General features: G+C 69.0%; 21 protein-coding genes and 1 tRNA gene. 6 read left to right on the plus strand and 16 right to left on the minus strand.

From position 1 onward, the window contains the following. Positions 1-156: 156 nt before the first annotated feature. Together MFF21_RS02970 and moaB are read right to left on the minus strand one after the other, a co-directional pair. Complete coding sequence (locus MFF21_RS02970; protein ID WP_238309722.1) at positions 157-366, minus strand: hypothetical protein; 210 nt, start codon at positions 364-366, stop codon at positions 157-159. Positions 367-487: 121 nt separating this feature from the next. Continuing rightward, the gene (gene moaB, locus MFF21_RS02975; protein ID WP_238310172.1) at positions 488-1045 is read right to left on the minus strand and encodes a molybdenum cofactor biosynthesis protein B; all 558 of its coding nucleotides are present in this window, start codon (positions 1043-1045) and stop codon (positions 488-490) included. Positions 1046-1224: 179 nt separating this feature from the next. Here moaB and purB point away from each other — a divergent pair, with 179 nt between their 5' ends. Both purB and MFF21_RS02985 read left to right on the plus strand, forming a co-directional pair. Next, positions 1225-2532 (plus strand): adenylosuccinate lyase, encoded by a 1308-nt coding sequence (gene purB, locus MFF21_RS02980; RefSeq protein WP_238309723.1) that lies wholly within the window; start codon positions 1225-1227, stop codon positions 2530-2532. A gap of 68 nt (positions 2533-2600) precedes the next feature. Further along, on the plus strand, positions 2601-3452 hold the full coding sequence (locus MFF21_RS02985) for a D-amino-acid transaminase (RefSeq protein ID WP_238309724.1): 852 nt from the start codon (positions 2601-2603) through the stop codon (positions 3450-3452). Positions 3453-3612: 160 nt separating this feature from the next. On the opposite strand, the gene MFF21_RS02990 is transcribed toward MFF21_RS02985, so the two are convergent. Then, positions 3613-3828, minus strand: a complete 216-nt coding sequence (locus MFF21_RS02990; RefSeq protein ID WP_238309726.1) for a hypothetical protein — start codon at positions 3826-3828, stop codon at positions 3613-3615. A 302-nt stretch (positions 3829-4130) separates the two neighbouring features. On the opposite strand from MFF21_RS02990, the gene ppk2 reads away from it, so the two are divergent. Both ppk2 and MFF21_RS03000 read left to right on the plus strand, forming a co-directional pair. Continuing rightward, on the plus strand, positions 4131-5048 hold the full coding sequence (gene ppk2, locus MFF21_RS02995) for a polyphosphate kinase 2 (RefSeq protein ID WP_238310173.1): 918 nt from the start codon (positions 4131-4133) through the stop codon (positions 5046-5048). Between the two features lie 32 nt (positions 5049-5080). Continuing rightward, positions 5081-6541: a carbohydrate porin gene (locus tag MFF21_RS03000; protein ID WP_238309727.1), complete on the plus strand. Its 1461-nt coding sequence runs from the start codon at positions 5081-5083 to the stop codon at positions 6539-6541. A 187-nt stretch (positions 6542-6728) separates the two neighbouring features. Here MFF21_RS03000 and gorA read toward each other — a convergent pair whose 3' ends face one another. The 5 genes from gorA to MFF21_RS03025 all read right to left on the minus strand — a co-directional run bounded on the left by gorA (position 6729) and on the right by MFF21_RS03025 (position 11199). Beyond that, the gene (gene gorA / locus MFF21_RS03005) at positions 6729-8114 is read right to left on the minus strand and encodes a glutathione-disulfide reductase (protein WP_238309728.1); all 1386 of its coding nucleotides are present in this window, start codon (positions 8112-8114) and stop codon (positions 6729-6731) included. Next, positions 8104-9267 carry an O-antigen ligase family protein gene (locus MFF21_RS03010; RefSeq protein ID WP_238309730.1) on the minus strand — a complete coding sequence of 388 codons (1164 nt, stop codon included), beginning with the start codon at positions 9265-9267 and terminating at the stop codon, positions 8104-8106. The genes gorA and MFF21_RS03010 overlap by 11 nt, the downstream gene beginning before the upstream one ends. Positions 9268-9323: 56 nt before the next feature. Then, positions 9324-9872, minus strand: coding sequence for a DUF2059 domain-containing protein (locus tag MFF21_RS03015; protein ID WP_238309732.1), 549 nt, complete (start codon positions 9870-9872; stop codon positions 9324-9326). A gap of 31 nt (positions 9873-9903) precedes the next feature. Continuing rightward, positions 9904-10614, minus strand: coding sequence for a ribose-5-phosphate isomerase RpiA (gene rpiA / locus MFF21_RS03020; RefSeq protein WP_238309733.1), 711 nt, complete (start codon positions 10612-10614; stop codon positions 9904-9906). A 105-nt stretch (positions 10615-10719) separates the two neighbouring features. Then, entirely contained in the window at positions 10720-11199 is a 480-nt protein-coding gene (locus tag MFF21_RS03025) for a hypothetical protein (RefSeq protein ID WP_238309734.1), read from the minus strand. 164 nt (positions 11200-11363) lie between these two features. Between MFF21_RS03025 and MFF21_RS03030 the strand changes: the two genes are divergently transcribed. After that, a complete protein-coding gene (locus tag MFF21_RS03030) occupies positions 11364-12068 on the plus strand; it encodes an HAD family hydrolase (protein WP_238309735.1) in 705 nt (234 codons plus the stop codon). Between the two features lie 40 nt (positions 12069-12108). Here the strand turns inward: MFF21_RS03030 and MFF21_RS03035 are convergent. Together MFF21_RS03035 and MFF21_RS03040 are read right to left on the minus strand one after the other, a co-directional pair. Next, positions 12109-12183, minus strand: a tRNA-Val gene (locus MFF21_RS03035). Positions 12184-12297: 114 nt separating this feature from the next. Next, a complete protein-coding gene (locus MFF21_RS03040; protein ID WP_238309737.1) occupies positions 12298-12561 on the minus strand; it encodes a hypothetical protein in 264 nt (87 codons plus the stop codon). Positions 12562-12730: 169 nt separating this feature from the next. Here MFF21_RS03040 and gltX point away from each other — a divergent pair, with 169 nt between their 5' ends. Continuing rightward, a complete protein-coding gene (gene gltX / locus MFF21_RS03045; protein WP_238309739.1) occupies positions 12731-14104 on the plus strand; it encodes a glutamate--tRNA ligase in 1374 nt (457 codons plus the stop codon). A 435-nt stretch (positions 14105-14539) separates the two neighbouring features. On the opposite strand, the gene MFF21_RS03050 is transcribed toward gltX, so the two are convergent. The 6 genes from MFF21_RS03050 to hmuQ all read right to left on the minus strand — a co-directional run bounded on the left by MFF21_RS03050 (position 14540) and on the right by hmuQ (position 20388). Then, positions 14540-16177, minus strand: coding sequence for an inorganic phosphate transporter (locus MFF21_RS03050; protein WP_238309741.1), 1638 nt, complete (start codon positions 16175-16177; stop codon positions 14540-14542). A 142-nt stretch (positions 16178-16319) separates the two neighbouring features. Continuing rightward, entirely contained in the window at positions 16320-17984 is a 1665-nt protein-coding gene (locus MFF21_RS03055) for a TadE/TadG family type IV pilus assembly protein (RefSeq protein ID WP_238309742.1), read from the minus strand. A 70-nt stretch (positions 17985-18054) separates the two neighbouring features. Continuing rightward, the gene (locus MFF21_RS03060; RefSeq protein ID WP_238309744.1) at positions 18055-18693 is read right to left on the minus strand and encodes a TadE/TadG family type IV pilus assembly protein; all 639 of its coding nucleotides are present in this window, start codon (positions 18691-18693) and stop codon (positions 18055-18057) included. 8 nt (positions 18694-18701) lie between these two features. After that, the gene (locus tag MFF21_RS03065) at positions 18702-19277 is read right to left on the minus strand and encodes a TadE/TadG family type IV pilus assembly protein (protein ID WP_238309745.1); all 576 of its coding nucleotides are present in this window, start codon (positions 19275-19277) and stop codon (positions 18702-18704) included. Positions 19278-19654: 377 nt separating this feature from the next. Beyond that, positions 19655-19963 (minus strand): porin, encoded by a 309-nt coding sequence (locus MFF21_RS03070; protein ID WP_238309746.1) that lies wholly within the window; start codon positions 19961-19963, stop codon positions 19655-19657. Between the two features lie 98 nt (positions 19964-20061). Then, positions 20062-20388 carry a heme-degrading protein HmuQ gene (hmuQ, locus tag MFF21_RS03075; protein ID WP_238309747.1) on the minus strand — a complete coding sequence of 109 codons (327 nt, stop codon included), beginning with the start codon at positions 20386-20388 and terminating at the stop codon, positions 20062-20064. Positions 20389-20531: the final 143 nt, after the last annotated feature.

Genomic DNA, 20531 nt, shown 5'->3' on the forward strand with positions numbered 1-20531 from the left:
GGAAAGCCGGCTCAGCTTAGCGGCAAGCCGGGACCGAGGGCACCCGGCAGGCCCCCTTTCGCGCCGCTTATGCGCGCTCTTTTCGCCGTAGCCGGTGCAGGGTTCCCGAAAACGGGACGGGGCGCCCGAAGGCGCCCCTGGATCCGAGCCTGCGGCTCACATGGTCTTCTTCTTCATTTTCATCTTCTTGTTCTTCATCGTCCCGCCGGACTTCTTCGCATTCATGCCGCCCGACTTCATGTCGGTGGCGTTCGAGCCGGTCTCCATGGTGCTGCCGCCGGCCTGGGCCATGGCGGCGGGGGCGGAGACCGTCACGACGGAGCCGCCGATCAGAAGAGCGGCGGCGGCACACATCAGGTGTTTCATGGATAACTCCCTGTCGATCACGGAAAATCCAACGGGGAGAAACGGCCGCGGTTCCGCCTGAACAGAGAACGAACCTGTATGCACTGCAGCGAGGAACAGACGATCCTCGCTGCGGAGGCGATCAAACCTTGGCGGTGGCGCCGCGCTTCAGGTGTTCGTCGAGGCGCGGCAGGATTTCGACGAAGTTGCAGGGCTTGTGCCGGTAATCGAGCTGCGCCTTGAGGATGCCGTCCCAGGCATCCTTGCAGGCGCCGGGGGAGCCGGGCAGCACGAAGATGTAGGTGGCGCCGGCCACCCCCGCGGTCGCACGCGATTGCAGGGTCGAGGTGCCGATCTTGTCGTAGGAGATCCGGTGGAACACCGCCGAGAAGCCGTCCATGCGCTTCTCGAACAGCGGCTCCAGCGCCTCGGGCGTCACGTCGCGTCCGGTGAAGCCGGTGCCCCCCGTGGTCACCACCACGTCGATCCCCGGATCCCGGATCCAGCCCTCGACCTTCGCGCGGATGGCGCTCACCTCGTCGGGCACGATGTCCCGGTCGGCGAGCCGATGCCCGGCCTCCGCGATCCGCGCCGCCAGCGTGTCGCCGGACGTGTCGTCGGCGAGCACGCGGGTGTCCGACACCGTGAGCACGGCGATGGAGAGGGGGATGAAGGGGCGGGACGTCGGCGCGCTCGTCATGACGACGATGTTGTCCGTCGGGCGCGACCGGTCAACCGTCGCGGGGCGCCGAGCCTCCAGCGTCATGCACATCCCGGCCGGAGGGGTCGGCGAGACGGCGCGTTGAGGCATCGGGCCGCGCCGTGCTACGCGCGGGGCGATTTCGCGAAACCGCGACACCTTCGAGGCTCTGGAAGACGATGATCCCCCGCTACTCCCGCCCCGCGATGGCCGCGATCTGGTCGCCGGAGAGCCGGTTCCGGATCTGGTTCGAGATCGAGGCCCACGCCACCACGGCGCTGGCGAAGATCGGCGTCGTGCCGAAAGAAGCCGCCGAGAAGGTGTGGGAGAAGGGCCGCGACGCGGTGTTCGACGTCGCCCGCATCGACGAGATCGAGGCGGTGACGAAGCACGACGTCATCGCCTTCCTCACGCATCTCGCCGAGATCGTCGGGCCGGAGGCGCGCTTCGTCCACCAGGGCATGACCTCCTCGGACGTGCTCGACACCTGCCTCAACGTGCAGCTCACCCAGGCCGCCGACATCCTGATCGCGGATCTCGACGCCCTGCTCGCCGCGCTGAAGAAGCGCGCCTTCGAGCACAAGCTCACCCCGACCATCGGCCGCTCGCACGGCATCCATGCCGAGCCGGTCACCTTCGGCCTCAAGCTCGCCCAGGCCTATGCGGAATTCGCCCGCGCCAAGGAGCGGCTGATCGCGGCCCGCAAGGAGGTGGCGACCTGCGCCATCTCCGGGGCGGTGGGCACCTTCGCCAATATCGATCCGCGGGTGGAGGAATACGTCGCCGAACAGATGGGCCTGGCCCCGGAGCCGGTCTCGACGCAGGTCATCCCCCGCGACCGCCACGCCATGTTCTTCGCCGTGCTCGGCGTGATCGCGAGCTCCATGGAGCGGCTCGCCATCGAGGTGCGCCACCTGCAGCGCACCGAGGTGCTGGAGGCGGAGGAGTTCTTCTCCGAGGGGCAGAAGGGCTCCTCGGCCATGCCGCACAAGCGCAACCCGGTGCTGACCGAGAACATCACCGGCCTCGCCCGCATGGTGCGCGGCTACGTGACCCCGGCGCTGGAGAACGTGGCGCTCTGGCACGAGCGGGACATCTCGCATTCCTCGGTCGAGCGCATGATCGGCCCGGACGCCACCGTGACCCTCGATTTCGCCCTGGCCCGCCTCACCGGCGTGATCGACAAGCTGCTGGTCTACCCGGCCAACATGCAGAAGAACCTCGATAAGCTCGGCGGCCTCGTCCACTCGCAGCGGGTGCTGCTGGCGCTGACCCAGGGCGGCGTCTCGCGGGAAGATTCCTACCGGCTGGTCCAGCGCAACGCGATGCCGGTCTGGCGCGGCGAGGGCGACTTCCTCACCCTGCTCAAGGCCGATCCGGAGGTCACCGCCGTGCTCAAGCCCGAGCAGATCGAGGAATGCTTCGATCTCGGCTACCACCTGAAGCACGTCGACACGATCTTTTCACGGGTGTTCGGGGAAGCCTGAGCGCCCGGCGCCCCGCGCACGAATCCTGCGTCGCGCCCGATCCGCGTTCGCGAGCCCACGAGAAGCCGATGTCCCGTACCGTCTACCTGAACGGCGCCTTCCTGCCCCTGGAGGAGGCCCGTGTGCCGGTGATGGACCGCGGCTTCCTGTTCGCGGACGGGATCTACGAGGTGGCGGCGGTGCTCGACGGGACCCTCGTCGACAACGCCGCCCATCTCGCCCGGCTCGACCGCTCGCTCTCCGAGATCGGCATCCGCAACCCGCATACGGAAGCGGAATGGACGCGGCTCGAAACGGAGCTGGTGGCCCGCAACGGGCTCACCGAGGGCCTCGTCTACATGCAGGTGACCCGCGGCGTGGCCGAGCGCGATTTCGGCTTCCCGAAAGGCGACGTGGCGCCGACCGTGGCGATGTTCACGCAAGAAAAGAGCATCACCGGCAACGCCATGGCCGAGACCGGCGCCAAGGCGATCACCGTGCCGGACCTGCGCTGGAAGCGGCGGGACATCAAGTCGGTGGCGCTGCTCGCCCAGGTGCTCGCCAAGCAGCAGGCGGTGGAGGCCGGCGTCGCCGAGGCCTTCATGGTCGAGGACGGCCTCGTCACCGAGGGCTCGTCCTCGACGGTCTTCATCGTCACCAAGGCCGGCACGCTGGTGACCCGGCCGCTCTCCACGGCTCTGCTGCCGGGCATCACCCGCAAGGCGATCCTGGCCCTCGCCGCCGAGACCGGGATCGCGGTGGAGGAGCGCCTCATCAACGCTAAGGAGCTCGGCGAGGCGGCGGAGGCCTTCTACACCTCCGCCTCGGCCTTCGTGATGCCGGTGGTGGAGATCGACGGCCAGCCCGTGGGCAATGGCCGCCCCGGCCCGGTCGCGACGCGCCTGCGCGCGCTCTATTTCGACTTCGCCCGCGCGGCGTAAGGTCGTTCCCGTCGATCGGGGCGGCGCGAAGGGAGGCTGCTCGGTACCCGGTTCCATCCCCCGGGTAGCGCTCAAGGAGCGCTTTTCGGCGCTCCCCGGGGCCGGCTGCCCATGGCGGCGGCGCGAGGGCTGGTCGCCTGCTCCGTCGGAGCGGACAGCGTCAGTTCTCGCCCTTCTTCGCGTTGTTCTCCTTGCTCTTCTGCATGTGGAGGCGCCGGTTCTCCTCGAAATCGTCGCTGGCCGCCGGGCTCTTCTTGGTGGCGCTCGCCGCCGCGGCCTGGTCCGTCTTGGCGCTCTCGGCCTGCGACGGCGTCGGCAGAGTCGCGAAGCCGGCCATGACCGCGAGTGCGAACAGAAGCTTGAATGAAGGCATCATCGTTCATTCCTCCCAATTTAACAAAACTATAATGCATGATTCGGCGGCCTCCGCAATCGAAAATCAGTATTCATCGTCATTGATCATATTAATAATCTAAATATCATAAGATGTCTTGCGGCCGATCTTTGCGGGATCGGCAAGTGCCCGGATCCGGAACGCGGGACCGGGCTGCCATCCCTGCGAAGCTCCTCGCGTGACCGTGCCGGGGAAAACCTGGAGAGCCCGGCCCGCCTTTCTCAGACCTGTCATGCGGGCATGGTCTAAGCCCCTCGATCCGTTTCATGATCGGGGCTGAGGGCATGACCGAGGACGAGAGCAGGTGGCATGCGGCGTCGGTGGAGGCGATCCGCCGCGAGCTGACCGACAGCTACGACGAGGAGCTCGAACTCGAGCTGGAAGAGGCCCGCCTCGATCACCTGAACCCGGAGGCCCATGCCGGGCACGGGCTCGACCGACGCGTCTATTTCCGCGAGCTGCTGCGCCTGCAGCACGAACTCGTCCGCCTGCAGGATTGGGTGAAAGCCAACGGCCTGCGCGTGGTCGTGCTGTTCGAGGGCCGCGATTCCGCCGGCAAGGGCGGCGTGATCAAGCGGATCACCCAGCGCCTCAACCCGCGCATCTGCCGCGTCGCCGCTTTGCCCGCGCCCAACGAGCGCGAGCGCACGCAATGGTATTTCCAGCGCTACGTCGCCCATCTGCCCGCGGCCGGCGAGATCGTCCTGTTCGACCGGTCCTGGTACAACCGGGCCGGCGTCGAGCGGGTGATGGGCTTCTGCACCGAGGACGACGTCGAGGAATTCTTCCGCTCCGTGCCGGAATTCGAGCGCATGCTCGTCCGTTCCGGAATCATGCTGGTGAAGTACTGGTTCTCGATCACCGATGCCGAGCAGGAATTCCGCTTCCGTATGCGGATCGAGGATCCGCTCAAGCAATGGAAGCTGAGCCCGATGGACGTGGAATCCCGCCGGCGCTGGGAGGATTACACCCACGCCAAGGAGGACATGCTCGCCCGCACCCACATCCCCGAGGCGCCCTGGTGGGTCGTCGAGGCGGTGGACAAGAAGCGTGCGCGCCTGAACTGCATCAGCCACCTGCTGACGCAGATCCCCTATGGCGACGTGGTGCACCCGCCGGTCCACCTGCCGCCGCGGGAGCGCCACGCCGATTACGTGCGGGCGCCGATCCCCGCCGAGATGCACGTGCCGAGCCTCTACTGACGCCGAGGGACATCGCGCGGCGGATCGCACGGATGGCGGGTTTTCGCCGCGGCCTCCTGGCCGCCCTGTTCACCATGGCGGCCGGGGTCGATGCTTCGGCGCAGGACGCCCTCGCCCGGCTCGACCTGACCGGCGCCGGCGGCGACCCGCAGACCGCGGTCGCCCAGGCGCGCACCTCCGACCAGGTCTCGCTGACCATCGGCAGCTCGATCCAGTCCTCCCTCGGCCCCTACGGCGATCCCTTCGGCCTTCGCGCCACCCTCGCCCGCTCCGGCATCACCTACGTCGTCACCTATATCGGCGAGGGCCTCGCCGACGTGCAGGGCGGGCGCCGGCGGGGCGGCACCTATGGCGGCCGCCTCGACACCTCCCTCGATGTCGATCTCGACAGATTCGCCGGCTGGGAGGGCGCCCGCTTCCACACCGACTTCTTCCAGATCCACGGGCACGGCCTCTCCCGGAAATTCGCGGACAATCTCACCACGGTGAGCGGCATCGAGGCGCTGCCGGCGACCCGGCTGTTCGAGCTCTGGGTCGAGCAGCGCTTCCTCGACGGCCAGCTCTCGCTGAAGCTCGGGCAGATCTCGGCCGACACCGAATTCGCCATCGCCCAGTCGGCGGTGGTCTTCCTCAATGCGGGTTTCGGCTGGCCGAATATCGGTGCGGTGGTGCTGCCGAGCGGCGGCCCGATCTATCCCCTGGCGACCCCCGCGGCGCGGCTGAAATACGTGCCGAACGCCAATCTCTCGATCCAGGCCGGCCTGTTCAACGGCGACCCGGCCGGGGTGCCGGCGCGGGGGGACACCACCGACCCGCAGACGCGCAACCCGTACGGCACCAGCTTCCGTGTGAACGACCCGGCCTTCGCCATCGCCGAGATCGCCTATGCCTACAATGTCGAGCCGGACGCGGCCGGCCTGCCGGGCACGGCGACGCTCGGCGCCTGGCACCATCTCGGCCGGTTCGACAGCCCGCGCTTCGACAGCGTCGCCGGGCGTCTCCTGACGGATCCGGAGGCGAGCGGCATCGCCCGGCGCTTCCGCGGCAATCATGGCGTCTACGCCATGCTCGACCAGACCGTCTGGCAGGAGCCCGGCGCCGCGGACGAGGGCGCGAGCGTCTTCCTGCGGCTCTCCGCGGTGCCGGCCGACCGCAATCTCGTCGATCTCTATGTCGATGCGGGCATCGCCTATAAGGGTCTGATCCCGGGCCGCCCCAACGACACGATCGGCCTCGGGCTGATCCATTCCCACATCAGCCCGGTCGCGCGGGCCTTCGACCGGGATTCCCTGATGCAGGGGAAGGGCAAGGGCCCGCTCCGCAGCAGCGAGACCCTGATCGAGGCGACCTACCAGGCCGAGATCGTGCCCGGCTTCACCGTGCAGCCGGATCTGCAATACGTGATGCGCCCCGGCGGCGGCCTCGCCGACGCAAACGGCCGCCGCCTCCGCAACGCCGTGGTGCTCGGGCTGCGCAGCACGATCAACTACTGAGGGCGCCCCTCCCGGGGGAGGGGGTTGTCGCACGCAAGCGGCAATCTGCTCATGCGCGAGTGCTTGGTCCTGCGATTGCCCGGCTCAAAGAGGAAGGAAGGACGCGCCGCAGGGCCGGCTCCACCCGATCGATTGACATGAAACCGTATGAAAGGCGTGCCGGGCGACCGAAGGAAAGGGCCGCCCTCTACCCCACCCCGACCGGGTGCTTCACCACCACCGGCGTGCGCATGGTGACCAGCTCCTCGCTCGCGGTCGGGTGGACGGCGATGGTGCGGTCGAAATCGGCCTTGGTGGCGCCCATGGTCACGGCGATGCCCACCGCCTGGATGATCTCGCCGGCATCGTGCCCGAAGATGTGCACGCCCACGACCCGGTCGCTCGCCCGGTCGACCAGCACCTTCATCAGCACGCGCTCGTCGCGGCCCGACAGGGTCGCCTTCATCGGGCGGAAGCTCGTCTTGTAGACGTCGATCTCCGGGAAGCAGCGCCGGGCCACGTCCTCATTGTGGCCGACCACGCCGATCTCCGGTGTCGAGAAGACCGCGGTCGGGATCAGCCGGTGGTCGACGCTCCAGGGCTTGCCGCCGAACACCGTGTCGGCGAAGGCGTGGCCCTCGCGGATGGCGATGGGGGTGAGCGCGGCCCGGTTGGTCACGTCGCCCACGGCGTAGATCGAGGGCACCGACGTCTGCGAGAAGGCGTCGACGGGGATCGCGCCGGCCGCGTCGAGCGCGATCCCGACCCGCTTGAGGCCGAGCCCGGCGACGTTGGGGCGCCGGCCCGTGGCGGCGAGCACGCAATCGACGGTGAGGGTCTGCCCATCGCTGAAGGTCGCGCGGATGCCGTCGGCGACGCGCTCCTGGCGCTCGACGGTGCGGCCGAGCCGCAGGTCCATGCGCTTGGCATAGGCCTCGCCGAGGGCGTCGCGGATCTCGTCGTCGAAGCCGCGCAGCAGGCGCTCGCCCCGGTGCAGCAGCGTCGTGCGCGAGCCGAGGCTCGCGAAGATGCCGGCGAACTCGACGGCGATGTAGCCGCCGCCGACGATCAGGATGCGCTCGGGCTGATGCTCCAGTTCGAACACCCCGTTCGAATCGATGGCGAGCTCGGCGCCGGGGATCTTCGGCTCGTTGGCCGGCGTCGCGCCGGTGGCGACCAGGATGCGGGCGGCGCGGATCCGGGTCCCGGCCCCGACCAGGCGGACGGTGTGGGGATCCTCGATCACCGCGCGGTCGGCGACCAGTTCCACGCCGGCGGCTTCGAGGTTGCGCGCGTAGATGACTTCGAGGCGCCCGACCTCGGCCTCGCGGCGCTCCTTCAGCCGCCCCCAGTCAAACCGCGGCGCCTCCAGACTCCACCCGAAGCCGGCGGCGTCCTCAAACTCATCCCGATACCGCCCCGCATAAACCATCAACTTCTTAGGCACGCAGCCACGGATCACGCAGGTGCCGCCGACGCGGTACTCCTCCGCAAGCATCACGCGCGCGCCGTAGCCTGCGGCGATGCGGGCCGCACGCACGCCGCCCGAACCGCCGCCGATGACGAACAGATCGACATCGTCGCTACCGCTCATGCGCCCTCACTCTTGTCTCGCGTTCCGGAGCGGCTCGGCCGAACGAAACCGCGCGCATCCACGTGATGGCCGTTCCGAGGCCGGCCGTCCACCAGGCTTGCCAAGCGCCGTGCTCCACGAACATCACCGCTACCGCCGCCGCCGCAAGGCCGAGGGCAGTCACGAAGGCCGGCTTCGGCAGCCGCATGAGGGCGCCGAGCGCGAGGACGATCACCAAGCTTGCGAGGAACGCACCGACAGTGCCGAGTTCTGCCCAGACCTGCAGGAAGCTGTTATGCGGGTGTCCAACACCGAGCATGTGGCGCATCTCCGGCTCAAGGGCCTGCGCCGCCGGCACCTCGGGAAAACGCACGCTGATGCCATAGCCGCTGCCAATCCACGGGGCCTGCGCGACGGCGGCGCCAAAGCTCTGGGCGATCGTGACGCGGGCACGGGACGAACTCTGCACGAGCCGTTCATGCGCCGCCTCCGGCATGAGTCCGTGCAGGATATCTCCCTCCACGGGCGCCAGCGCGACAGCAAGGAGTGCACCAAGCCCAGTCAATATGACCCCAAGACGCCGCGGCAGGACGAAAGCCGCGAACGCCATGATGGCTCCAGCGATCAATCCCATCGCCGCCGCGCCACTGATTGAGCGCAGGATCGCCGCAGCGCAGAGCGCCAGAAGCGCCGCGGCCGCGATCCGGCTGATCCGCGCAAGCAGCAGCGCCATGGGACCGGCAACGAGCAGGATTGTCAGCACCGGACGGTTCAGGACGAAAAGCGCGACGCGCTGGCCTAGCAGCCTCTGCGGCGCGAGATCCGTCAGCAGGCTCGCGAGCACGAACAGGCAAGCGGCGGCGAGGCAGGCCGCTCCGAGAGGCACGGCGAAGGCGGGCAGCCGTCCCGGCGCGAGCCGAGCCAAGAGATAGGCCCCGAGCAGGACCGGTGCGAATTCCGAGACCGCGCGGAGCGAGCTCTGCGGGAACGGACTCCAGGCGAGAGAGACGAGGGACCAACCGAGGAAGGCCAGCGTGGCGAGCCCCAGCGGCGTACGCAGTGGCGACAACAAGGTGACTGCCGCGGTACGGGGATCCTCCCGCAAGGCGGCGGCCAGAAACAGCACAGCCGCGATAGAGGTGAAGAGGGGGCTCGAACGGTTCGCGAGCGCCATGGCCGCGGGAACGAGCGCTAGAACGAGGGTGCCCGCGGCCGCGAGGCGTTGAGTGCTCACTGAAGGGTATGGCCGCGCTTGCCCATCTCCGCCCGGGTCCGGACCATCACGTATTCCGAGACTTCCTGCGTCCAATCCTGCATGGCGCCGACCATGTCGTCGAGGATCTGTGGCTGAGCCTCCACATAGCGCTTGCCGGCGGGCGAGCGGAAGAAGGCCACGATGTCTTTCAGCTCCGCCTCGGTGAGGCGCTGAGCATAGATGCGCGCGGCGGTGTCGATCATCCGCTGCTTCTGCAACTCCATCTCCGGTTCAAGGCTCTTGAGCACCTCGTCGAGATCCTTGGCGAGCTCCGGCCGCGTCACCGAGTTCTTGCGGATCTGCTCGGCCATGGTCGGGATGATGCTATCGAAGGAGCGGGCGATGCCCGAGCCGAGCATGGCCTCGCGGGCGAGCGCCAGATGCGTCGGGCTGATCGCGGGCGCCGGTTGAGCCGGCGCGGGGGCTGCAGGCTTGGTCCCGGGCTTGGCCGTCTGGGCCCCCGCCGATCCCGGCATGAGCATGGCGCCGGCAAGCAGCCCGGCAAGGACGGAGCGGGGGAACATGCGGAACACTCCGGAGTGAATCGAAAAAGAGTCAGAGAGATCCGAGTACGGTGACGACGGCCGCGTCGCCCTTCGCTTCGGCCAGGATCGCCGCGGAGGCGAGGCCGATGAACAAGCCATGCTCGACTACGCCCGGCACCGCCCAAAGCTGGGCGGAGAGCTGCTCGGGATCCGGAATACTCTTCAGATGTGCGTCGAGGATGGCATGACCGCCATCCGTGACGAAGGGCTGGCCACCCGAGGCTTTGCGCAGGGAGAGATCGCCCGTGCAGCCGGAGGCGGCGACCGCCTTCTCGATTGCGTGCCGGGTCGCACCGAGGCCGAACAGGTTCACCTCGACAGGCAGCGGGAAGGCGCCGAGCATAGGCACACGCTTGGCAGCATCCGCGATCACGACCATGCGGGTGCTGGCATGGGCTACGATCTTCTCCCGCAGCAACGCGCCGCCGCCCCCCTTGATGAGGCGAAGCTGATCGTCAAGCTCGTCCGCGCCATCGATGGTGAGGTCGAGCTGCGGGCAGCTCTCCAGGGTGGTGAGCTTGATGCCCTCGGCTTCCGCGGCGCTGCGGGTCGCCTCCGAAGTCGGTACGCCGACGACGTCGAGGCCGGCCCGCACCCGCTCGCCGAGGAGCTTGATGAAGGCGTTGGCCGTGGAGCCGGTGCCGATACCGAGGCGCATGCCGTCGGTCACGAGGTCGAGCGCGCGTGCGGCCGCAGCGCGGCGCAGATCCGGGCCGCTCACGCCATCGCTCCGGTTTTCGGGTGAAGAGAGGTCATCGCGGGGATCCCACCGAGAACGGCTGGGCCCCCTAGCATGCCTCCCGCCCATGGCAAACCGGCCAATCGATCAGGGCTTTCCGCCTTGTGGCGGCGTTGCGCTCGGACCCGCCCGGCCGGGAGCCGGTGCCGTTGCCGCAGCGCCGGCGCCGCTCGCCATGCCGGCCGGGGGCGGATTGGTCTGGGGCGTGCAGACCACGGCTTCCTCGCGCACCTGCACATAGCAGATGCTCATCTCCCCGGTGCGGTAATTGACACGGAACACGCCGGCCTCGCGGGCGTGGCGGGAGGCGACGAGCCCGTATTCCGACGGCGCCTGCGGTCCGGCGCCGTCGCCGGCGGCGAAGCACAGGGTGACGCCGACGCTGTCGTCGCGCAGGCCATACTGGCAAGACGTGACCTCGCCGGTGGCCTTGTCGACTCGGTAGACGCGGTTCAGGTCGATCTGCGGCGCCGGCACGAATTCGTAGGGGCCGCCGGCTGCGGCCGGTAGCGGCTCGAGCAGGCCGGCGAGGAGCACGAGACGCGGGACGACGGGGAACAGACGCATGACGGGCGGGGCATCCTCGGGAGGCCAGCGGTGAATCGCGGCGGAGCCGGAATAGAGCGGGTCCGTGGCAGAGCTTGGGCGAGCCCGGCCAAGGGCTGCGGCTTGATTGCCCTCCGGCCTCCCGTTAGCGAGCCCCAACCCTCGAAGAAAGCGCGAGATCGCGAATGACCGCCCTGCCGCCCATCGCCGTGTTCGACCTCGACGGCACTCTCGCCGAGACCGCGGGCGACCTGATCGGCACGCTCAACGTCATCCTGGAGCAGGAAGGGTTGGGGGGGATGGGGGTGGGGGAGGCGCGGGATCTGCTCGGGGCCGGGGCGCGGGCCTTGATTCAGAGGGGCTTCACCGTTTCCGGCGTCACGCTGGCTCCGGAGCGGCTGGAGCGGCTCTTCGAAGCCTTCCTCGCGCATTACGCGGCGCACCTCACCGACCGTTCCCACCTGTTCCCCGGCGTCACCGAGGCCCTGGACCGGCTGGAGGCGGAGGGCTTCCGCCTGGCGGTCTGCACCAACAAGATGGAGGCCCATGCCGTCGCCCTGCTGGAGGCCCTCGGCATCGCCCCGCGCTTCGCGGCCATCGTGGGCAAGGAGACCTTCCCCTTCTCGAAGCCCGACCCGCGCCACATCACCGCGACGATCGAGCGGGCGCAGGGCGACCCGGCCCGGGCGGTGATGGTGGGCGATTCGAGCGCCGACGTGCACGCGGCCAAGGCCGCCGGCATCCCGGTCGTGGGCGTGGATTTCGGCTACACCGCCGTGCCGATGCGCGACCTGCACCCCGACCGCCTGATCAGTCATTTCGACGCGCTGGTGGAGGCGGTCCTCGACCTGGTCCCCGGCACGGGGCGCACGGCGAAGCCGGCGGCCTGAGGCCAACTCAGCGATCACGGTGGTGAAGAAGGAGGAGGAATGGTGGACGGTGTAGGGATCGAACCTACGACCTCTCCCGTGTGAAGGGAACGCACTACCGCTGTGCTAACCGTCCAGAGCCCGTGCGGGCGGCGCGCCGTGGTGTCCGCGGCGGCGAGGACGGCCTTCTAGGGCCGCGCCCCGAGATCCGTCAAGATCCCGGAACGCGCCTGTCGACGCGAAATCGCGCTCAATTGCCGCCGGCGGTGCCGCTGCCGCCGCCACCGCTGCCCTGGGGCACGGCGCGGGAGGGCTGGTTCGCGTTGCCCGCCGCGGCGGAATTGGTGTCGACCGTGTCCGCGCCGGTGGCCCCGCGGGAGACCGAGACGTCGCGGCCGCCGCCGGTGTTGTTGGTGTTCCGCTCGACCGTGGGCCGCGCGCCCGAGGTGCCCGTCTGGGCGAAGGCGGGGGTCGCGAGGGCGACGGCGAGGCCGGCGATGAGAAGGGGTTTCATGGGTTCGGACGGTCCTGTCTGTTTCTGGTTCTTCGGGCGCACCCGGTGCGATCCGATTGTGCGCAAGGCCCTCGACAACGCTCCGGAAGGCCGCGTGTTCGGTCGCCGCCGCGAAACCGACGCGCGAATGGGCTGACGCGCCCGCCCGAAACCCGTTACGAGGGCGGCCATGTCCACCTCGCCTTCCGTTTCGCCGACCGCGCCCCCCCTTGTCCGGTTCGCCCCCTCGCCGACGGGGTTCCTGCATATCGGCAATGCCCGGCCGGCTCTGCTCAATCAGCTCTTCGCCCGCGCCCGGGGCGGCCGCTTCCTGCTGCGGCTCGACGACACCGACCGGGAGCGCTCGACGGAGGCTTTCGCCGAAGCGATCCGCGAGGACCTGACCTGGCTCGGGATCGTGCCCGACCTGTTCGCGCGCCAGAGCGCCCGCAAGGCGCAGCACGACGAAGCCGCCGAGCGGCTGAAGGCGGCGGGACGGCTCTATCCCTGCTACGAGACGCCGGAGGAGCTGGAGCGGCGGCGCAAGCGCCAGCTCGGCCGCGGCCTGCCGCCGATCTACGACCGGGCCGCCCTGTCGCTCACCGCGGAAGACCGGGCCCGGCTCGAGGCGGAGGGCCGGCACCCGCATTGGCGGTTCAAGCTCGACCACAAAGTGGTGGCCTGGGACGACCTCGTTCGCGGGCCGAGCCATGTCGACTGCGCCTCGCTCTCGGACCCCGTCCTGATCCGGGCCGATGGCAGCTACCTCTACACCCTGCCCTCGGTGGTGGACGACGCGGATCTCGGCGTCACCCACGTCATCCGCGGCGAGGACCACGTCACCAATACCGGCGTGCAGGTGCAGCTCTTCGAGGCGCTCGGCGCTGCCGTGCCGGCCTTCGGCCACCACAACCTGCTGACCATGGCCGATGGCGAGGGCCTGTCGAAGCGGCTCGGCCACCTCTCCCTGCGTTCCCTGCGCGCGGCGGGCTACGAGCCGGCGGCCGTGCGCTCGCTGGCCGTGCTGACGGGCTCGGCCGAGGCCGTGCGTCCGGTCGCCTCCCTCGACGAACTGGCCGGCCTCGTCGACCTCTCCCAGATCTCCCGGGCGCCGGCCCGGTTCGACCCGGCCGAGCTCGACGGGCTCAACGCCCGCCTCGTGCACGACATGCCCTATGCCGAGGCCGCCGAGCGCCTGCGGGCGATGGGCGTGGCCGAGGAATGCGCGGAGGCGTTCTGGGGGGCGGTACGGGCCAATCTCGGCCGCGTCGCCGAGGCGGAGGCGTGGTGGCGAGTGGTGACCGGGCCGGTCACCCCCGTGATCGTCGATCCCGATGTCTCCCGGCGCGCCCTCGCGCTGCTGCCGGACGGCCCCTTCGATGCCGGCACCTGGAAGGCCTGGACGGAGACGGTGAAGCGGGACACCGGCGCCAAGGGCCGCGCCCTGTTCATGCCCCTGCGCCAGGCCCTGACCGGCCTCGACCACGGCCCCGACCTCGCCAACCTGCTCCCCCTGATCGGCCGCGAGCGCGCGGCCAAGCGGCTCTCGGGCGAGAGCGCCTGAGCGGGGGCGGGGGATCGAGCGGGTTACGCGTGCATCCCCTCGCCCCGCGAGCGGCATCTCGGATGCCCCCATCTCCTCCCGCTTCCGCTCGATCGGCTCCGTCGCGGCGCTTCTTTACCTCCCCCAGAGGGCAGGGCTCTCGCAGAGTAACGAGGTTGAGGAGGTCGTCTTTTCCCCAAGAGGCGCGCCTCATCTTCTTGCGGAGGGGATGTCTTCGGGGTCGGCTTCGAGGGTTTTGGGCACCGTGCGGCGCAATCCCGCGGGTCGCGCACCGGGCAGGATGGTCAGCCTCGGAGCGACCATGAGTCCGCCTCCCCAGGAGGGGGCTGACTCAGAGCCGAGCGGCCATCACAACCGGCGATCGACCCATGTCCGATTGCCCCGCCCCCGTGGGGAGGGGGCTCTCGGATCCTCCGGGTTCGTGCCGCCGGCTTCTCAGAACAGCTGGGAGAAGACCAGGTAGAGGCTGCCCGAGAGTAGCATCGCCACCGGCAGGGTCAGCACCCAGGCCATGGCGAGGTTGCGCAGGGTCGCGACCTGCAGCCCGGAGCGGTTGGCGGCCATGGTGCCGGCGACGCCCGAGGAGAGCACGTGGGTGGTCGAGACCGGCAGGCCGAACATGTCCGCGGCCCCGATCGTGCCGGCGGCCACGAGCTCGGCCGAGGCGCCCTGGGCGTAGGTCAGGTGCGTCTTGCCGATCTTCTCGCCCACGGTGATCACGATGCGCTTCCAGCCGACCATGGTGCCGAGGCCGAGGGCGATCGCCACCGCGACCTTCACCCAGGTCGGGATGAAGCGCGTCGCCTCGTCGAGGCTGCCCTTATAGGCCTTGAGCGCCCCGGCCTCGGCGGCGGAGAGCTCGCTCGCCTTGTCCTTCATCAGGAAGCGGATCGCCTCGGAGGCGAGATACATGTCGTTGCGGGTGTTGCCCACGGCCTCCGCCGGCACCTTGGCGAGGCTGCCGTAGCGCTCGACCTCGGTGCCGATCTCCTGGATCAGCGCCGAGAGGGACGGGTAGGTGCCGGCCTCGAGCGTGCGGGCGGCGACATAGGCGGTGACCGCCGGGCGCGGATCGCCGGTCACCGCATGGCCCGCCGCCTTCCTCGCCACCACCTCGGAGGCCGCCTGCGAGGTCGTGCGGAACTGCGCCAGGGCGGAATCCGGCAGGGCCCGGTTGAGGGCGTAGGCGGTGGGCACGGTGCCGATCAGGATCAGCATGATCAGGCCCATGCCCTTCTGGCCGTCGTTCGAGCCGTGGGCGAAGGAGACGCCGGTGCAGGTCGCGATCAGCAGGCCGCGGATCCAAAGCGGGGGCGCCTCCTTGCCCTTGGGCTCCTGGTAGAGGGCCGGGTTGCGCACCACGCGTTTCAGCACCAGCAGCAGCGCGCCGGCGGCCAGGAAGCCGAAGACCGGCGAGAGCAGCAGCGACCAGCCGATCTCGGTCGCCTTGCTCCAATCGACGCCGGAGGTGCCCGAGCGGCCGTGCAGCAGGGCGTTGGCCACGCCCACGCCGATGATCGAGCCGATCAGCGTGTGCGAGGAGGAGGCCGGCAGGCCGAAATACCAGGTGCCGAGGTTCCAGAGGATCGCGGCGATGAGCAGCGCGAACACCATGGCGAAGCCCGCCCCCGAGCCGACCTGCAGGATCAGCTCCACCGGCAGCAGCGAGACGATGCCGAAGGCCACCGCCCCCGAGGAGAGCAGCACGCCGAGGAAGTTGAAGAAGCCCGACCAGACCACCGCCACGCTGGCGGGCAGCGAATGCGTGTAGATCACCGTCGCCACGGCGTTGGCGGTGTCGTGGAAGCCGTTCACGAACTCGAAGCCGAGGGCGATGACGAGCGCCACGAAGAGCAGGATGTAGGGGAGATAGGTGCCGGCATGCGCGCCGGTCTCGCTCACGTCGACGGAGATGCTGTAGGCGACGTAGAACAGCGCCGCGACGATGGCGCCCAGGAAGCCGACCGTCACGACGAGGGAGCGCTGGCCCCCGAGATCGGGCCGCCCATGCCCGGAGGGAGACTCGGATCGCGCCAGATCGGGCGCGTAGCTTCCTAATGTCGATCCTGACATGCCGGAGATCCCGCTTCATGGGCGCGGCCGTGAGGGGCCGCGAGCCTCCATGAGCACGGACCCGGCAACGGTTTCGTGACGGGAATCATCCCGGAAGATCCGACACTTCAGGTTGTCTTTCTCGGGCCGGGCCCGGGCCCGGTCACTGGGTCAGGCGCAGGGCGCCGATGCTCTTGGCGATGCTCTTGAAGGCGGCGATCAGGCTCGAGGAATCGTTGGCGACATAGGCCTGCGAGGGCAGGCTCGCGCAGTTCTGCAGCAGGGTGATGCCCTGGGCGTCGATCGCATCCGAGGAGACGCTGAACCCGATCGTGTAGACCGAGATGCCCGTCGACTTGGCGTTGGTGCAGGCCTCCTGGGTCAGCGCGTCGAGGGCGTTGCGCTGCTGCGCGGTCGAGGAGACGCTCTGGTAGCGCGCGGGCAGCCGGGCGCCGGGGCCGGACCCGTCGGCATTGGTCAGGTAGCCGTGGGAGAAATACAGGGTCTGATTGTAGTTGGTGTAGGGATTGTCGGGCCAGCTATTGGCGCCGTCGGTCATCAGCACCAGGACCTTGTTGGTGGTCGCGGAGGAATAGGAGGCCCCGTCCGCGAAGACGCTTTTGGGCGAGATCGTGCGCCAGCCCCACATGAACCCTTCGTGGATGTTGGTCGAGCCGGCGGCGTTCAGGCTGCTGATCAGGGTCTTGAGGGTGCTGGCATCCGAGGTCAGCCGCTGCAGGGGCCGGCTCAGGCATTGGAAGTTCGGCCCGTTCGGGAGGCCGACGCCGCCGGAGCCGGTCGGCTTGGCGTTGCGCGGGTTCTGGTACTTGCAGGCCTGCTTCTCGGCATTGGCGAAGGAGCTCGGGCTCGCGGTGCAGTTCGAACTCGTCGTGCCGTTCCAGTCGTCGATGTAGCTGTTGAACGTGTAGTTCCCGTTCCAGGTCGTGGAGCCCGTGGTGCCGCCGCCGGGCTCGTCGGGGGCGAACATCGGCACGTAGAGGCTGTCGTTGCCGCCGGTGGCGGCGACATCCTGCACGTTCTGCGGATAGGGCAGGGTCTCGAAGCAGCCGCCCCAGGCCCAGAGCGGGCTGATGGTCTTGAGCGCGTTGAAGATCGAGAGCCGGCTGGTGAAGCCGAGCGCGTTGGCCTGGGTCTTGTCGATGTTGGTCCAGTGCAGGGACGACTTGCCGCCCGTGTCGACCCAGCTCGCCGTCGCGCTGCTCACCGGGTCCACCGCCACGGAGGCCGCGAAGGGGACGATCGAGATCCGCGTGTCGGAGGCGAAGGCGGGATCGCTCTTCACGTAGTCGACGAAGTTCGAGGCCGCCTGCTTGAGCGCGTCCATCTTCGAGCCGCTGCCGCCGGAATTCGCCATGGAGCCGGTGGTGTCGAGCACCAGGGCGATCTCGAAGGTCTTGGGCGTGGGGGGCGCGCATTGCGCCATCGCCGCGAGCGAGAGGCCGGACTTGCCGGTGATCGCGCTGAAGAAGGTCTTCGAGGTCACATGGGTCGTCAGCGTGATCTTGCGCGGGTTCGAGGCCACGGTGAGCGGGTCGACGGTGAGCCCGACCTCGCTGCCCATGTAGCCGGACATGGTGGTGTTGGCCTGGGTCTGCAGCAAGGCGGCGGTGGTGGCGGCGTTGGCCTGGCACAGCGTGAGCGCGGTGGCGTCGGTCGCCGCCTGCAGCTTGGTCTGGAGGCGCGTCGCGAGGCCGTAATCGATCGCCATGCCCGTGAAGCCGAGCAGGGGGATGGCGGCGAGGGCGAAGACGACGGCGATCTGGCCGTCGCTGCGGGTGAGGAAGGGGCGGACCGGTGGGCGAAGCATGGTCGGGGGCTCGCGGGCAGGGCGATCGGTCCCGTTCGCGGGCGCCGGGGCGGCGCCGCGTCGGGCGGGGTCAGGGGGCGGTCAGGGGGCAGGGGGCGCCGCCGGGAAGCGTCACCTCGGTCGCGGTGCCGTTGTAGGTGGCCCCGCCGCGGGCGGGCCAGGGCAGGCTGACGGCGAAGGTGTAGCCGGTGCCCCCGGTGAGGTAGTTGATCAGGCTGGTGCCGATGGAAGCCTTGTAGGGCATCGTCACCTCGGTCAGCAGGTAGCGCATGCCGGCGGTCTGGAAGCCCTGCGGGACCGTGAGGTCGCTCGCCACCGCCTTGGCCGCGCGGGCCGTGGCGTTGCTGGCGATGCTGGAGCAGACATACGGCTTGAGGCTGAGCGTGGTCGGGTAGACCCCGAGGGCGCTGACGACGATCCTCGCCCGGCTGCTGTCGAAGGGGGTGAGGACGAGCTTCGACGAGGCCAGGATGTCGGTCATCGTGCTCGTATCCATCGGATCCGAGGCGCCCCCCTGGGCCGTGAGGTCGGAGACCGTGCGGGCGAGCAGGGTGACCTTGCGGTAATTGTCGATGGCGTGGGCGAATTCGACCGTCGCCATCAGGATGAGGGCCATCACCGGCAGCACCAGCCCGAACTCGACGACGCTGCCGCCCTCGGACGCGCGCAGGAAGCGCGGCAAGGGCAGGCGGGGGGAGCGCTTCGCCATCCCGCGCCTCACGAGCAGACCGCGCTCGGCGCGGAATAGGGCTCGGTGCGGAACACCGCGGTCGATTGCAGGAGGTAGGATCCGTCCGCCATCAGCAGGATGCCGGGATTGAGGAGCTTGAAGAAGGTCGGAAGCGGGACCACCGCGGAGACGATGACGATCTCCCTGGCGCGCGCGCAGGTGTAGCCCTCGAAGCTCGTGCTGATCGAACGCGAGGTGGAATCGTAGGCGTTCAGCTGGCTTCCGTTGGCGAAGCTGCTGCTCACCGACACGTTGAGCTTCAGCGCGCTGCACGGGAACACGGTGACCATCGCCGCGCCGCCGGATTGGCACATCGTCGCCTTCAGGTTGCTCAGCAGGGTCGCCGTGTCGGTCTGGCCCATGTTGGCGTTCTGGAAGCTGCCGGTGAACAGGTTGCGCACCGCCCGCTGGACCATCTGGTCGAGGTTCTGGCCCGCCCAGATGATGAAGGCGAACTGGATGATGCCGCCGAGCAATCCGAAGAAGGGCACCAGCATCAGGGCGAACTCGACCGCAGGGCCGCCGCCTTGCGCCCGAGCGAAGCGGCCGAAGACGCGTCGCAAGCCGTTCCGTCCGTGCCCCACCGCGCCCATCGATCCTCGTCCAGCGCCCGTCATCCGCGGGTCTCCGCGTCGGCCATGGGACGCGGCGCTCGCCTTGAGATTGAGTTATTTCCTATTGATCGCGATCTGGTTGCCGGTCCGCTAATGCGCCGCTCGCCTCACACGGTGATAAGCGAGCGTGGTAAATTTCTTGTTCGATAGATCTCGGAAATAATCAGGAAATACCGAAACGCCCAGGCAATCGACCGTAAAGCATTCTGGGCCTGGACAGCCTACCCTTGTCGCGTTGTTTCGTGATGTTTCCGGCGCTTCGAATCGGAGGGGCGGGCGGTGAGCTTGCCCTGTTCAGGGCTGAGCCCGCCCTCCGAGCCCATCCGTCAACGGATGCCGCCGCCGATCCGGACGAAGGAGCGGACAGGGCCGTAATCGGACGAGCTGAGTGCATCGACGGAGACGCGTCCCTGCAGCGGTCGCGCGGCCGAGTCGGAGGTATGGCCGAGAGCGGCATCGGCGGCCACCCGGCCCGAGAGGCGGAGACAGGTCGAGGTGCCGGGGATGCGGCCGAAGCCCGCCCCATATTCCGGGCAGGCTTCCATCGGCGTCTCGGAGGGGAGCGGCGCGCGGTCGCGGGCAGGGGCCGGGCCCATGGCCAGAAGCAGCGTCGCGAGCGCGAGGATGGATCGCAAGGCCGTTGCCCCTTCCCGCCGTCGAGCGGCCGGGCGAGTTTGGGCGATCTGACGCCGGCCGGCAACCGGATCGCCGGGCGCAGGCCGGACCTCGCGCGCTATGATGCGGACGGCGGCACCACCGTCTGAATCACCTCGAAGCCTTCGAATTGCGGATGCCCCAGGGTCGTGGGCCGGGCGCTGGGGGCGCCGGCATGGGCGCGGCGAAACTGGTCCGAGCGCGTCCAGTTCTCGAAATCCGCCTTCGAGGCCCAGACGGTGTGCGAGGCGTAGAGGACATGGTCCTCCCGCTCGGGCCCGCGCAACAGGTGGAAGGCGATGAAGCCGGGGAGTTCGTGAAGGCTGCTCTCCCGCGTCAGCCAGACCTGCTCGAAGGCTTCGGTGCTGTCCTCGAGAACCTGGAACCGGTTCATCGCGATGAACATGGACGGTCTTCCCTGCGTGTTCGTTCGGGGGCGTACAAACCCCCGCGTGAACGGCCTAGCTTAACTTGCGTCAGGTCGAAAGCCCTTCTAGTAAAGATCTATCGAAGTATCTGTACTTTAGAATTTAAACATTCAAAGGTGCA

The sequence above is a fragment of the Methylobacterium organophilum genome (assembly GCF_022179465.1).
GTDB classification, from domain to species: domain Bacteria; phylum Pseudomonadota; class Alphaproteobacteria; order Rhizobiales; family Beijerinckiaceae; genus Methylobacterium; species Methylobacterium organophilum.

Excerpts from the sequence above, each read along its gene's own strand:
- MFF21_RS03000 (WP_238309727.1), top strand. The coding sequence starts at position 5,081 with ATGGCGGGTTTTCGCCGCGGCCTCCTGGCCGCCCTGTTCACCATGGCG.
- MFF21_RS03040 (WP_238309737.1), bottom strand. The coding sequence starts at position 12,561 with ATGAAACCCCTTCTCATCGCCGGCCTCGCCGTCGCCCTCGCGACCCCC.
- moaB (WP_238310172.1), bottom strand. The coding sequence starts at position 1,045 with ATGACGAGCGCGCCGACGTCCCGCCCCTTCATCCCCCTCTCCATCGCC.
- MFF21_RS03055 (WP_238309742.1), bottom strand. The coding sequence starts at position 17,984 with ATGCTTCGCCCACCGGTCCGCCCCTTCCTCACCCGCAGCGACGGCCAG.
- hmuQ (WP_238309747.1), bottom strand. The coding sequence starts at position 20,388 with ATGTTCATCGCGATGAACCGGTTCCAGGTTCTCGAGGACAGCACCGAA.
- MFF21_RS03015 (WP_238309732.1), bottom strand. The coding sequence starts at position 9,872 with ATGTTCCCCCGCTCCGTCCTTGCCGGGCTGCTTGCCGGCGCCATGCTC.
- MFF21_RS02970 (WP_238309722.1), bottom strand. The coding sequence starts at position 366 with ATGAAACACCTGATGTGTGCCGCCGCCGCTCTTCTGATCGGCGGCTCC.
- MFF21_RS03050 (WP_238309741.1), bottom strand. The coding sequence starts at position 16,177 with ATGTCAGGATCGACATTAGGAAGCTACGCGCCCGATCTGGCGCGATCC.
- MFF21_RS02990 (WP_238309726.1), bottom strand. The coding sequence starts at position 3,828 with ATGATGCCTTCATTCAAGCTTCTGTTCGCACTCGCGGTCATGGCCGGC.
- MFF21_RS02985 (WP_238309724.1), top strand. The coding sequence starts at position 2,601 with ATGTCCCGTACCGTCTACCTGAACGGCGCCTTCCTGCCCCTGGAGGAG.
- ppk2 (WP_238310173.1), top strand. The coding sequence starts at position 4,131 with ATGACCGAGGACGAGAGCAGGTGGCATGCGGCGTCGGTGGAGGCGATC.
- MFF21_RS03030 (WP_238309735.1), top strand. The coding sequence starts at position 11,364 with ATGACCGCCCTGCCGCCCATCGCCGTGTTCGACCTCGACGGCACTCTC.
- MFF21_RS03025 (WP_238309734.1), bottom strand. The coding sequence starts at position 11,199 with ATGCGTCTGTTCCCCGTCGTCCCGCGTCTCGTGCTCCTCGCCGGCCTG.
- gorA (WP_238309728.1), bottom strand. The coding sequence starts at position 8,114 with ATGAGCGGTAGCGACGATGTCGATCTGTTCGTCATCGGCGGCGGTTCG.
- MFF21_RS03010 (WP_238309730.1), bottom strand. The coding sequence starts at position 9,267 with ATGGCGCTCGCGAACCGTTCGAGCCCCCTCTTCACCTCTATCGCGGCT.
- purB (WP_238309723.1), top strand. The coding sequence starts at position 1,225 with ATGATCCCCCGCTACTCCCGCCCCGCGATGGCCGCGATCTGGTCGCCG.
- gltX (WP_238309739.1), top strand. The coding sequence starts at position 12,731 with ATGTCCACCTCGCCTTCCGTTTCGCCGACCGCGCCCCCCCTTGTCCGG.
- MFF21_RS03060 (WP_238309744.1), bottom strand. The coding sequence starts at position 18,693 with ATGGCGAAGCGCTCCCCCCGCCTGCCCTTGCCGCGCTTCCTGCGCGCG.